This window comes from Actinophytocola sp., assembly GCF_049647105.1.
GTDB lineage: Bacteria > Actinomycetota > Actinomycetes > Mycobacteriales > Pseudonocardiaceae > Actinophytocola.
Map to the genome: position 1 here is coordinate 1 of NZ_JBARWZ010000244.1, position 12,654 is coordinate 12,654.

General features: G+C 63.1%; 13 protein-coding genes. 3 read left to right on the forward strand and 10 right to left on the reverse strand.

Translation table 11 applies throughout. The features are described 5' to 3' along the window. The 5 genes from WBA97_RS28790 to WBA97_RS28810 form a co-directional block, all read right to left on the reverse strand. On the reverse strand, positions 1 to 483 hold a 483-nt coding region (locus WBA97_RS28790), incomplete at its 3' end, for a helix-turn-helix domain-containing protein (RefSeq protein WP_424234088.1). Continuing rightward, positions 480 to 1,181 (reverse strand): RNA polymerase sigma factor, encoded by a 702-nt coding sequence (locus WBA97_RS28795; protein ID WP_424234089.1) that lies wholly within the window; start codon positions 1,179 to 1,181, stop codon positions 480 to 482. The genes WBA97_RS28790 and WBA97_RS28795, both read right to left, overlap by 4 nt. Before the next feature lie 710 nt (positions 1,182 to 1,891). After that, positions 1,892 to 2,026 (reverse strand): BTAD domain-containing putative transcriptional regulator, encoded by a 135-nt coding sequence (locus WBA97_RS28800; RefSeq protein ID WP_424234100.1) that lies wholly within the window; start codon positions 2,024 to 2,026, stop codon positions 1,892 to 1,894. Between the two features lie 445 nt (positions 2,027 to 2,471). Then, entirely contained in the window at positions 2,472 to 3,542 is a 1,071-nt protein-coding gene (locus WBA97_RS28805; RefSeq protein ID WP_424234090.1) for a tyrosine-type recombinase/integrase, read from the reverse strand. Beyond that, positions 3,535 to 3,984 carry a hypothetical protein gene (locus WBA97_RS28810; protein ID WP_424234091.1) on the reverse strand — a complete coding sequence of 150 codons (450 nt, stop codon included), beginning with the start codon at positions 3,982 to 3,984 and terminating at the stop codon, positions 3,535 to 3,537. Before WBA97_RS28810 ends, WBA97_RS28805 begins: the two co-directional genes overlap by 8 nt. 621 nt (positions 3,985 to 4,605) lie before the next feature. Here WBA97_RS28810 and WBA97_RS28815 point away from each other — a divergent pair. The 3 genes from WBA97_RS28815 (at position 4,606) to WBA97_RS28825 (ending at position 8,599) form a co-directional block, all read left to right on the forward strand. Then, positions 4,606 to 6,489, forward strand: coding sequence for an NB-ARC domain-containing protein (locus WBA97_RS28815; RefSeq protein ID WP_424234092.1), 1,884 nt, complete (start codon positions 4,606 to 4,608; stop codon positions 6,487 to 6,489). Between the two features lie 450 nt (positions 6,490 to 6,939). Beyond that, the gene (locus WBA97_RS28820; RefSeq protein WP_424234093.1) at positions 6,940 to 7,416 is read left to right on the forward strand and encodes an ImmA/IrrE family metallo-endopeptidase; all 477 of its coding nucleotides are present in this window, start codon (positions 6,940 to 6,942) and stop codon (positions 7,414 to 7,416) included. Continuing rightward, positions 7,409 to 8,599, forward strand: a complete 1,191-nt coding sequence (locus tag WBA97_RS28825) for an MAB_1171c family putative transporter (RefSeq protein ID WP_424234094.1) — start codon at positions 7,409 to 7,411, stop codon at positions 8,597 to 8,599. The genes WBA97_RS28820 and WBA97_RS28825 overlap by 8 nt, the downstream gene beginning before the upstream one ends. 29 nt (positions 8,600 to 8,628) lie before the next feature. On the opposite strand, the gene WBA97_RS28830 is transcribed toward WBA97_RS28825, so the two are convergent. The 5 genes from WBA97_RS28830 to WBA97_RS28850 all read right to left on the reverse strand — a co-directional run bounded on the left by WBA97_RS28830 (position 8,629) and on the right by WBA97_RS28850 (position 12,514). Further along, complete coding sequence (locus tag WBA97_RS28830; RefSeq protein WP_424234095.1) at positions 8,629 to 8,802, reverse strand: hypothetical protein; 174 nt, start codon at positions 8,800 to 8,802, stop codon at positions 8,629 to 8,631. Positions 8,803 to 9,390: 588 nt separating this feature from the next. Beyond that, entirely contained in the window at positions 9,391 to 10,362 is a 972-nt protein-coding gene (locus WBA97_RS28835) for a hypothetical protein (protein WP_424234096.1), read from the reverse strand. 492 nt (positions 10,363 to 10,854) lie between these two features. Then, complete coding sequence (locus WBA97_RS28840; RefSeq protein ID WP_424234097.1) at positions 10,855 to 11,436, reverse strand: hypothetical protein; 582 nt, start codon at positions 11,434 to 11,436, stop codon at positions 10,855 to 10,857. Between the two features lie 297 nt (positions 11,437 to 11,733). After that, positions 11,734 to 12,204 (reverse strand): cupin domain-containing protein, encoded by a 471-nt coding sequence (locus tag WBA97_RS28845; RefSeq protein ID WP_424234098.1) that lies wholly within the window; start codon positions 12,202 to 12,204, stop codon positions 11,734 to 11,736. Positions 12,205 to 12,316: 112 nt separating this feature from the next. Then, a complete protein-coding gene (locus tag WBA97_RS28850; RefSeq protein ID WP_424234099.1) occupies positions 12,317 to 12,514 on the reverse strand; it encodes a hypothetical protein in 198 nt (65 codons plus the stop codon). Between the last annotated feature and the right edge of the window lie 140 nt (positions 12,515 to 12,654).

Below are 12,654 nucleotides of genomic sequence, written 5' to 3' on the forward strand. Positions count from 1 at the left end.
GTCGGCGATCCGGACCAGGACGTCGTAGGCCATGACCTGACGACCTTTGAGGATCTCCGACACCTCGGACTGTGACTGACCGGTCATCGCGGCGATCTGGCGTTGGGACACGCCTTTGCGTCGCAGCAGCTTGTAGACCGTGCTGACCTCCCGCGCCTCCAGCGCGGCGCACATCTCCTGGTCGTCCCACACATCTCGTGTAACGGAAGAACCAGAAGATCCGCTCGAGTTCACGATATGAGCTGGATTGCCCGTCGATACCTGGATGGCCGCGACATCGGCAAGCAAAGCATCCGCTCCCTCGATGTCATACTTGGCGGCGAAACCAAGTAACTGTCGGGCATGATCAAATGCTCCTGCGGCGAGGTATTCCTGCGCGAGGTCGAACATTTCCAGCCCGGAACGGATTGTTTCGGCGTCCGCGACTATTTCGTCAATTTGCTCAGAGGTAACATCTGCAAGGATTGTGCGGATACGTGTCAAGTCGACGCGTTGCGCACGTCGCGCGGGGACAGCATTATGCTGGTCGCGATATCTTGCCAACATGTCGATAACATTCGGGCTATTGTCCTTCCGGGACATTTATGCGCCTCCTTCGGCGCTGGCCGATTCCCATAATTGGTCAGTTCGTTCACTTGTCGAGCACGCGCCTTCGCGCTGCGCAAATGAGTTTTCAGGCCGTTGACAGTCAGCCCCATTATCGTCGCGGCGGTGCGGTAGTCCATGCCGTCGATATAAACTAGCACCAACGCTCGACGCTGTGGCGGGGTGAGCCTGCGCAGCCCGCGTTCGATGTCGACTTGCCGGACAATTTCCACATCGAACGCAGTGGACGGTTCGATCTCCAAAGTTGCGTCGGCGAGAAGTTCGGCGTCCGGCGGATAGAGATCGATCTTGCCGGCGCGGTCATACCAGTCCACCACCCGCCTATAGGCCATCGTGAACAACAACCGGACCGCCTCATCACCATCTGGCAACCCGCGCGCCCCGTGATAAGCCACCAAGTGCAGGATCGTTTCCTGGAACAGATCTTCAACCGCACTGACGTCACCACGAACCCGACTGCGGATGTACCTCGCCAAGGAATCAGCATTCTGATCTAGAAAAACGTCGAGGGAAGCCTCGACATTCTTCTTGGCGGAATCATTTTCGGTCACGCCTGCGTGCTCGTCCTGTGCCAACCGCCATCATCGAGGTTCCGAACATCGGGTGAGTCGCCAGGTGCGACCGACATCGACCACGTCGCCCCATCGCTCTCCGCCGCCGATACGGTCGTCCTCACCCCCTCCGACGAAGACTTCCGGGCCAACTCCGCCATCGTGGTCCCCCGACCTCGGGCCAATACCACATCGATACGACGCTGAACGGCCACCCGAGCAAGCCGCATCACCCCTGAGTGGCGAACCATCACCCACTTGCTGACCTCGCCATGCCTGTACCGAGCCATCGCAACCTCCGTTCTGGTTAGTCCACCCTGTACATCTCCCCAACGAACCTGATCGGGTGTACCACGCCCGTAGATTTTCGCCCAGTTCTCTGCCTGCCGCCACCGGCCACCAACCGAGTGCAAGACTCTGTACGAGCTATAGGCGACCCGGCCAGTCTGGTCGCTTGACCTCAATAACGAGTCTCTACCGAACCCGAGGGGACGTTCAACCACCGCCAACCCATTATCCGACGACCTTCGTAACATTCTCGACACCATCAAGACCTGGGCCGCTGCGGACTAATTTGACCCAACTTTGGTTCGGAAGCCTCCCATTAATTAATCGAATGCTGACGTTAGGCGCTATCCCTGGTTGCGTGATCAACTACCGACGCTGGGAGGTTACGGATGTTAGGAGCTCCTGCGACGAGAGCTGGTAGGCGAGCTCATCGCCGACGTCCGCGATCACATCGAGCAACTGGCCACCATGCACATCACGTGAATCAACCGGCGTAACTTGGCGAACGCCGTGAGGGCGTCCGCCTGCCGCCTTTGACGGTATAGCGCCAGCATGAGGTGGGCGTGCAGCCGCTCCCGCAGCGGCTGGCGTCCGGTGGGCCACGACCGACTCGCCGATCAACGCGACATGAAGATGATCACCTGTCAACCAGCCCAGCGCGTCGACGGTGGCCCGGTTGGACACCGCGCCGCGCTCGTCGACTTTGGCCATGCCGTAGACCAGTGACCCGGCGCGAGGTCAAGAGAGGAGGTCGACGACATCGAGCTGGGCGTTGCGGGAGGCGAGAGGCTGACGGCCAGTGCCGCGGGTCAGGCGGGGCGGGATCAGCGGACGATCTTGCGCCCAGTCACGCCGACCCCCGGCCATTGGCGCGGGGAGGGCTCGGGTGAAGAGTGCAGAGGTGATGCCAGAGATACCGGCTGCTGCTGGGAAATTTTCCCATGAATCGGTGTCCGAGGGGAATGCGCCGATTTTGGGAATATCTCCCAAAATCCGAGAGATTTACCATGAACGAATATTACCAGGTTATCGATCGATGTTAACCTGGTGAGGCCGGTGCGCTTGCGTAACCTCCTGTTGTGCAAGGGGATGCGGTTCTCCCGTGAGTGCTGCCAGTGCAGTCACTACCTCGTGCAGACCGGCCTTAACGTACGTCGCCGTGGTGCCGACTTCACCGCTGCGATCGAAGTGACCGGCATAGGCGCGGGCAACCGCGTAGCCAAAGTTGCGTTCTACCCAGGTGAGGGTGGTGTGGCGCAGCCAATGTGTCGTCACCTGAAGAGAAGCAACCCAGGGCAAGTGGCGTCCGATCCTGTCCCATAAGTAGTCGTAGCGGCGACGAGTGAGGGTATTGCCGTTCCTGTAACGAAGAAGAGGTTCGCCTGGTTGAGCGCCGCGGTCTTCTGCATGATCGAGAAGTGCAGTCATCAGTGTCTGTGATACCGGTTGCCACCGCGCAGTTCCTCCCTTCTCCCGGAGTCGTACGAGGCACTGTTCGGGATCGATGTCGTGTCCACTGCGGAGCGCGAGAGCGCCACCTCGGCGGCCTGCGGTCTCCTCGTGGAAACGAAGCAAGAGGGCATCCAGCAGTGGATCGTTGCCCGTCCGGGCACCGACATCGTTGATCTGACGGAGCTTCTCCGCAGACAACGCAAAACGTCCACTGGGTAACCGTTGTGGCTTCCGAACCCTACTTGCTGGGTTTTGATGTTCAGAGATCAGCTCGTCGTCGATGGCGTGCTTGTAGATGCAGCGAAGTGCTGCGATGAAGAGTTCGGCCGCCCCACGGCCTTCACGGCTGTTGCGGCGAATAACAGCATTGGCTCGAACGCGCCCAGCGAGATGTTTGATCTCGGAGGGTGAGGGTTGCGTCAGTGGCAGCTCCGCCCAGTGCTGCAAGATCGTCGCCCAGTATGGTGAGTAAGTCTTCCGGGTTGCCGTGCTGACGGCAGATTCCACAACGGGAACGTAAGCGCCGAACGTCGGGATCGGACCTCGTGGTCGACGTACGCCGAGATCGAGTGGCGAGTCGATACCGAGTCTCTCGAGCACGACGCGGGCAAAATCGTCCTCGGAGATAGACGGGGTGTCAGACATCGTCGTCGCTGTGGTGGTAGAGCGCCATCATCCTGTCGATGATCGCCTGGGGATGCACCACCGCGGTATTGAAGCCGACTACGGCCGCGATCAGAACAGCGTCCGCCTTCCGGATCCCACAGGCACGCCGGGCCGCTGCGGGAATGACCAGCGCCCTTCGCTTCGTGACGGCAACAAGTCCATCGGGGTCATGTTGGAGCACCACCACTCCTCGTTGCACCGTTACGCTAAGACGATCACCCCCCTGCCACCCCAAACTCTCCAGCACCTGGGCGGCGGGGACCTTCCCGGATTCGTCGATCGAGCCGACGGTGTATCGGATAGTGCTCTCGATCGATGCGCTTGAGAGAGCGGTAGCGAGCGGCAAAGGTTCGAGACGTAACGTGCGGTGCCGCTGGTGAGGCAGCGTCAGGCTGGCCAGAAGGCGTTCGGCGGCATCCACGGCAACTCCTTCCTGCGCTCCCGGTAAACGGGGTGGATGCATCACATCCTACCGTCTGCATGCGCCATGCGGCAGTTGAAATGTGGCAGTTGTGTCACATTGTGCCTGATCCTCACCGGTGAGTGTCGGCGAACACATCCGCGACGTGACTACGTAGCGGAGTCAGGTTGCTTGTTCCGTTAGGCCATTGGTGTGAACATGAGATGGGTCAACATGAGCCTTGCGGCTCTGGTGGCTCGCAATCGAGGCCTGACCGCGCCCCCGTGATGCCGCAAGACACAAGGGAAACTGTGGCCCACGATGAGGGGAGAGGAGTCCGTATCACTGCGGCGCAACGCTACGTGTCGGAGTAATTGCTGGTCACCAGTGGTCGGCCGAAGGTACCGTGTCGAAATCGTATCGATCGGGGTCCGGGGGAACTGTGGTAATGAATCGTCACGATTGGGCAGGCATGCCTGGCCGATCACCCTCCGTACGCGCCATGGCGCAACGTGGTGAAGATTGCCGCCTAGACAGGTTGGTCCCGCGCGCTGGACGGCTGGCCCTCACTGAATGCCTTCGCCGGTTAGTTGCCGGGGGTCCGTCGTGAGCCGGGGACGGATGTCAGGCCGAGTCGGCGGTTTGGGGGACGACCTGCGGGAGTGGCGCACGCTGCGCAAACACACGTATCGCCGCTTGGCGGAGCGTGTGCACTGCGAACACAGTGTGCTGTGGAAGATCGAACACGGGACGGCGTCCCTCACCTTCGAGATGGCACAGAAGTGCGACGAGGTGCTGAAAACGGACGGCGCTCTTGTTGCAGCCTGGAAGGCGCATCACGAGCAGAAGGCCGACACGTTCCTACGACCAGCTCAGCTGCCGCCGACCGGTGCACGGCTGGTCGGTAGGGGAGCCGAGCTCGAGGCGCTCAATCACGCTGCCTTCCACCGCTCGTCTCGCGCCGGTGGGCGGCCGGTGGTGATAGCGATGGACGGCCCTGCTGGCGGCGGCAAGACAGCTCTCGCCTTACAGTGGGCCCACGAGGTGAGCCCCCGGTACGAAGACGGCCAGCTCTATGCCGACCTCGGTGGCTTCGGTGAGCCAGAAGACGCTGTGAGCGTCGACGACGTTCTGGATAGCTTTCTGTCCGCGCTCGGCTCCCGCTGCATCCCGACCAGAAGCGACAAACGGGTAGCGCATTACCGATCAGTCGTGGCCGGCCGTCGACTGCTGATCGTTCTGGACAACGTGCCCGACACCGAGACAGTCGAGCGCCTCCTGCCGGGAACCGACGGCTGCTGCGTGATCGTCACCAGTCGGCAGACGCTTACAAGTCTCGTTGCCCGGGTCGGAGCGACCAGGGTGACGGCAGGGCCTCTCTCCGACTCTGACGCTTTCACCATCATGCGCAGGGGCATTGGCCCTCGCGCGGACGCCGAGCCTGGCGCCCTCGCGTCTGTCGCCGAAATGTGCGGCAGACTGCCGCTTGCGCTGCGCGCAGCGGCGGAGCAGATCGCGATTGATAGCCATCGATCGATCTCCGACTTCGTCGACGACTTCCGTACCGGCGGAACATCGTGGCTCGACGTGTCTGATCTGGTCGATCTTCGTCGCACCATCGCCTGGTCGTATCAGCGATTGCCTGATGACGCGGCGCAAGTGTTGCGTCTCGCCGCTCTGCTCGGCAGGGAAGCCGTCCACCTCGGCGCAATCGCTGCGGTGACTGGCACAAGCCGGGCCCGGACTCGGCGTGTGATCTTCAAGGCGGCCGCGGTTCACCTGGCTGACCTCGGCCCCGACGACATGGTCCGGATTCAGCCCTTAGTTCGCGACTACCTGCGTGAGCATGCGGATCGAACGATCGGCAGGTCACAGCGAGTCGTGGCAACTCAAAGACTGGTCGCCTGGTACGTGGCAACTGCACGATCGGCAAGCCTGCATCTCGCGAAGCGGAACGTCGCGGCTATGGAGACCTTGCCTGTCGTAGACGGTGTGGAGCCGCTCGTGTTCGTTGACGCCGTCGCAGCGAGGACGTGGGCCGAGGCAGAGGCAGAGAACTTCGGGCCTGTAACGACACTTGCGCTCGAGTACGGTCCCGGAGGTAGCGCTCATCTGCTCGTCCAGGTTCTCGCCGACATCGGCGTTCCCGAGGTTGCTCTGGTCGAATCGCTGGACGATCCAGTCGACGATGAACACGTCGAGGCGGATGTGGGAGACGACGTCCCTGTCGGTGCCCAGGTGCCGCCTTGGTTTCGTCAGCTCCAAGAACAACACTCGTGGTTGCCGAGCTACAGACCAGACGTGGAACAGCCTGGTGCCGAGCAGGCCTTCATGAGGCAGTTGCAGACCGCCGCTCTGACCTTCCTCAGTGATCCACGAACGTTCGGCCGCAGAGCAACAGATCATCTCTGGGCTGACGTGTGTGGGTCCGCCGGTGTCGTCTCGGCGTTCCCGACCCCCGCATCCGACGCAGAAGGCGCATGCATAACGGGTGAACGCCCTGACGGGCTCAACAGAACTAATTAGCAGCAGGAGACGTCGTAGCACCGCGGGGGAGTCGTCCGCGCGGTGCTTGTTGCGTCGTCTTTGTCGATGCGCAACCTCGCGACAAGCGTCTAGGCTGGAATTTGCTTGACACAAAGTGGACTGTTGCGGCTCGCATCCTTGCGCGTACCCATCGTGAGTGTGAACCAAAGTTGAGTCTGTGGCATCAAATCCGCCACTGGGGTCTACGCCGGACGCTTCGACGACCATCGATCGGCAGATATCAGCCGCCACCTGCGTCTGCTCCCTGCCCGCGGCGCAACCGGTGTCGCGTTCGCTGTTTCCGCCGCAGGCCACACCCCCTCGGGGTACTGGCGCCAGGTTGGTCCGGTTGGGACAGTGGACAATAAGTGGACACCAACCACGCCGCCTCATCCTCCCTCGGCGCGGACATCGGGTCCCTAAACGAAGATCACTATTCGTGGGGGTGACGTGTACGTGCACGACCAGGAGGTGGCCGAGATCGACGCCGCCGTGCAACAACTGCCGATTCCTCAACCGTTCACCATGGGCGGGCTTGCTCGCGCGCTGAGTGAGCGCGAGGGTAAGCCAGTCAAGCTAATCGGGGAACAGCTGGGGGGAACCGTTCCGTGTGGATGGTTGGTTCGAACGAAGGAGGTCGACTATGTGTGCTACCCGACCAACACGAGCTATCTCCATCAACTCCACATCGTCCTGCACGAGATCGGTCATCTCGTGCTACGCCATCACGCGATGGCAATAGCGACACTCGGACAGTCGCCGACCGACACAGCCGTGGAGCGCGCTGCGGAACTGTTCGCGACAAGCGCTTCCAGACGCATCTGGCGCGAGCAGCAGACACGCAACCAGACGCAACCACCACAAGCCGCCGACGTTATCGCGTTAGGCGCAGTGTTCTCACCAGTGCCGGAGACCGCCGGTGACTGAGATCGCGGCCCTCGTAGCGGCCACCACCGCCGTCGCGGCGGCCGCCGCTCGTTACTGGCAGGCGCGCCGCTACAGCATGACTCCAGGTCAGCGATACCTGCTGATCGTCTTAGGTGGCTTGAGCATCTCGCTGCTGCTCGACGTGCCCCTGGCTCAGACGACGATCGCATCAGCGACCGACCTGCCGTATCTAGCGCGGTGGCTGGCAAACACCACTGCGATGGCCGCGGCCTTCAGTGTGAAGGCGATGATCGTGCGGACCACAGCAGATGCGGATCAAGTCAACGCCACGGTTCAGGTGCGATGGTGCGCTGTCATCGGTGTTCTGGCCGTCGGCCTCATGACGCCCTTGCTGCTCCGTACGGACGCGGCACTCGACCCTGACCTACTCACTGCGATGTTCCACGCCAACGACGTGGCTCTAGGCCAGGTGCTCTGCTGGTGCTACATGGCCGCGTGCATCACGAACTTCGTCATCGTGATGCGGAGGTACCTGCTTCGCCTCGATGTTCGACCATTGATGCATTACGGCATGGTGACTGTCACACTGGCTGGCGTCGTGGGTGTGCTGTGGCTGGCCTGGAACGCTTTCGTTGTTGTCATGCAACACATCGGCAGTCGCCTCACCGCAGACGCGTTGGGTGTTTCACGCACCCTCTGCTCCGCAGCGGTCGTTTTGATTGCGATCGGAGTGACCCTTCCGCTTTGGACACCATGGTTTCGCCGCCGCCTCGCGCTGTGGAAGACACGGCGCACCGTTCGGAACCTAGAGCCGCTGTGGACGATGATGACCAATCTGGTTCCCGCCGCGGCCGCGTTCGGCGTGAAAGGTGACACCGATCCCGAGCTGGTGCTGTACCGGCAAATCATCGACATTCGAGACGTCCTGCTGCGACTGATGGGACATGTTGAACCGGTAGTGGAAGAGCAAGTCGTCCGCGCGGAGGTCGAAGCCGGTGAGAGTGCCGGGAATCGTCCAGCCACTCGGATCCCGGCGTGCGATATTGCTCTCGCGATGGAGAACTTTCGGTGTGGACGCCGCCCGGCAACCTCCCTTCCGGATCGACCAACGCGACGCGTCTTCGATGACATCGGTGACGAGGCAGAGTGGCTGATTGCCATCTACATCACGATGAGAACGGACCAGGTCGTGCGACGAGTAGTGAGTGACTTTCTTGAATGAACCATGCAGTCGCCACCACGCGGAGACTGTCAGTAGATCCTCTCGATCACCCGCCAGCCATGTGGAGTCCGGATGACGGCGAGCGTCGCGGCCGCGTCCGTCGTCCCGAACATGGGTGTTTGATGATCGCAGGTGGTGCGCAACCTGCCGACAACGTGCACATACACGAGGGAATCCGTGTTGGGCGCCTCCGCGGGGATCACGGCGCCCACCTCGGACGCCGAAGTGCTACAGCGGTTCGCGACGAAGTCGGTCCAATCGGCTCCGCGACCGCCACCTTCGAGAGCCACATCGCTGCTGTGCAGGCTTGCCGTGACAAAGGGGCGCACACGGTCGATCCAGTCGGCAGGACTAGCGTCCGTCCACCGTATCGAGTGATACGCGACGAACCAGCGGACTGCAGTCCCGGTGCCTGGATCCTCTGATGCGGACGGGGCAGTAGGTGAGGAGCTCCTGCTAGGAGCGGTGGGTGCGACTAATGTCGAGCTGGCTGGCGCCAGCGAGGTCTGCATCGCCGTAGATGATGTCGGCAGTGCGGATCGGTCTTGGGAAGGCGAGCAGCCTACCAAGAGTGCAGCCAACGCTGCGGCGGTGATCGACCACTGAGCGCCGGGGCTGGTCGACCAGGTCGGTAGATGTCCGAAGGCGACGAGTGAAGGCCGCATCGACAGGCACACCTCCTAATTAGTGCTCCCGATCATGTTGGTCATCGACGTGGAATGCCTTGTCTCTCATAGGGATTCCGATCTCATCGACTGAGGTGTTAACGTTCAGGACTGGTTCGCCGATGGTTACGGGCCGCGGCGGAGGATGTCTCGCACAGCGCGGGCAGTGTCCATCGCGCCGCCGAGTGCTTTGTGGACCGCGTTGGCTGACGGTGTGGGCGGGAGTTTGCCCACTTGGATGAGTTCCTGTGCCCGCAGCAAGGCGGATGCCACGCGTTCGTCGACTGCTTGCGGGAGCTCGTCTTCTGAGCCAGTGGATCTATCTCCCGGATCGCTGCCGTTGGCGAAAGCCTGGTCGGACGAGTCAGGTACGTGGTCGATCGCTACCCACAGAACGGGTAGGACCGTGACGACGCAGACCGCGACGATCGGCCCGAGCATGTGCACGACGAGCTGGTCGACCCGAAAGTCGTCTGCGACGCCGGGAAGGTAGCGCCACACGTTCATCACGAGCGTCGCGCCAAGAAAGAGCAGTTCGGCGCGCCGGACCGCCGGGGCCGTGATCCACTGGCCACGGGACGCGAGGAACGCCCGTGCGATGACGATTGTCAGCAGCGCAAGGGAGACGAACGGCTCGACGCCCCAAGCGAGCCACCAGGGCGGGCTGAACGCCAGTGCTTCGCCCGCAGCGAATCCTTGGACGCCGGCAGTGGACCATCCCAACGCGATCGTCAGCGCGATGAGGCCGGTCGTCGTCACGATTCGACGGGCACGCACTGTCGCTAGTGCGATAAAGGCTGGCTGTTGGCGCAGTCGGACGAGCTTTTCGGCTTCGGCTCCTTGGCGGAGGGTGCGCAGCACGCGACTGCTGTAGGCCGTTACCAGCTCTGTGGAGTCCTGAAGCGCGACGATCTCACGGGCCTCGGCCACGTCACTGGCAAGTTTGCGTACCCGCCGCGTCCGCCGCGCTTGGTCCCGCTTTCGAATGCGTGGGGTGTCCGCTGCTCGACCGGTCTCGGTTTCGCCTGCCAAGTATCGTTCCAGCTCACGTATGTCGAACTCGGGATGGTCGTCGGGGTCGTCGTGGCCGACGGTCACGTGGTCACCTTCTCCCGTACGAGAGCCACATTGGGTGCCCTCGGCCTGGCAGGCAGCAGGCGCACCACTGGATAGCGTCACGGCACCTGTCGCGCGGATCGCCATCGTCGTGGCTGCGAAGACCGGCGGCGGCAGCTCCCTCGAGCGCCGTCCACCCTCTGGGGTCATGCGGGCTGGTCGAGATCGCAGCGTGATGGCGTCCCGCTGTGATGCCGGGTCGCGCGCAGTAGTGTCCGGCCGTCACCTCCTGGCCAGGCCGAGGGCGGACGTGGACAGCGCGCCCAGGCACTGGCCTGGTGTCACGCCATCCGGATTCGGGGATCGACACGCACAGGCCATGCGGTGACCGGCCAGCGTGACGGCCCCGGTGGCGGTCGTCCCGCCACCGCTGGAGCGACCCCATCTCGGGGTCGCGAACTGAGACATCGTTGGATGCGGCACCCGTGTCAACCGGCTGAGTCTCGGCGCCGAGGAGGCCGACACGATCGCCGGTCACCACGCGCTCCGGCTGTGCGGTGGCCGCGAAACGGCAGTAGTCGACGCGGCATGGTCCATCCGGTGGGTGATGAGCCGCCAGTACACGACCTCGGTAACGACGGCGACCGGTGTGCCTGCCCTGAGCAATAGGGTCGTTGCGCGCAGGGCTACGTCATCCGGTCCCTGTTGTGTGGCTGGTGTGGTGATATAGCAAACATTGCGGCGCAGCTGGTTCACGACGTGCTCGAGGGGGGCCGATCCTGCCCGGACGGCGCGCCGTTGGTCAAGACGCAGCCCTAGCCTCGGCTCGTACACGAACTCGGTCACCGCCGCGGCGAGGAACTCCGGGCCAGCCACTCTGGACACCAGGTGCACATCCCGGCGTACCACCGATGTGGCCACCGGAACGCCGAGGAGCGGCGCCTGATCTTCTTCCACCTGTACAGACCGTGCGGGGGCGGTCTGCTCTCCTTGCATACCGAAGCCCGCCCAAGTCGCGATGATCTCGCTGAACTGTGTGTCCAGCCGCAGAAGTCGAGCGAGCTGATCGCGGCGATCAGCAAGATTCTTCTCATCCCCGGTGCTGTGGTCGAGCACGGTAGGCCCCCTTGACGAGTATCAGATATGGCGATGGCGAATCGAGGAGAGTGATTGGTCTGTGTCAGATCGACCAACGCGCGATGTCAGCGTCCTCGTGGTCACTGAAGGGAGCCCGCCACATGGGCGGCCCCCAGCGTGTCCCTGCGTCAGCCGTTGGCTCGACCGGGTCCGGTTCGGGAGGGCCGAACGAGACCGATACCTGCCCGAGAGCAAGGCCGCTCAGGTACTCAGTTGGAAATGTGTGCGTGGGTGCGCTGGTCACGCGCGGCTTCTTCTCGCTGGCCGACCCTTCCCTCATCGGCTCGACTTGATCGCGGGAATGTCGAACAAGACAGGCATTTGGCGGTCCAAGTAGTCCCGCAGGTCCTCGCGGACGACGTTGTCCGCGTGGATCGATGGGTTCGCGCGGAACTCGAACGCCGTGATGTTCTGGCTGGGCGAGGGGTTCGCGGCAGCGTGGGGCACACCCGGAGGGATGAGCAGAAGCTGGCCCGGCTGCTGGTGAACCAACCCTTCGAACTTCGGCCCGTAGAGGGTGATCGCGCCGAGCGGACCGGCGGACCACACGAGCACATACACCCAGGTGTCGGGATGACAGTGTGGGGCTGCGACCGCGCCAGGTCGCATGGAGACGAGACCGGCGCTGACGGGGGACCCAGCAGTCGCACCGGCCGTGCCGTCGACGAGCGTCGCGAGTGGCTGGTCAACTCGGGAGATTTCGATGAGCTTGTCGTGCGGGGTGATGAGTATCGGCTTGTCGAGCATGAGAGTCCTCCGGGCCATGGGTAGAGCAGCGGGTTAGAGCCGAGGGGAGTGCCCCGCAGCGGCTGAGGGCGCTGCGCTGCGGGGCACCTCGCAGTGGTGCTGGCGGAGCGAGTCAGCACCACGGGATCGGGCGGGGCAGCGGGGCGGCGGGCGCGGTGGAGTAGATGTCGTCCCACAGGTCGTCGCGGATCCACCCGCAGCGGCTGCCCACGGCGCCGTAGCCCCACACGTTGCCGTCAGTCGCTCGGCGCTTGCACGAAACCCAGAACCAGTCGCCGTAGTAGGCCAGCCCAACAACCGTTCCGGTCACTGGGTAGGAGCGGATCCGGGCTGTTGGTCATGTTCGCCCCTGAGTTGTTGAGGTGAACGGTCGGCGGTCGATCTGCGACCGGCCGGGACAGGACGTGAGTGCCGACAGTGGGCGAGGGCCGCCCGGAGCGTGGGCGCGGG

Excerpts from the sequence above, each read along its gene's own strand:
- WBA97_RS28805 (WP_424234090.1), bottom strand. The coding sequence starts at position 3,542 with ATGTCTGACACCCCGTCTATCTCCGAGGACGATTTTGCCCGCGTCGTG.
- WBA97_RS28845 (WP_424234098.1), bottom strand. The coding sequence starts at position 12,204 with ATGCTCGACAAGCCGATACTCATCACCCCGCACGACAAGCTCATCGAA.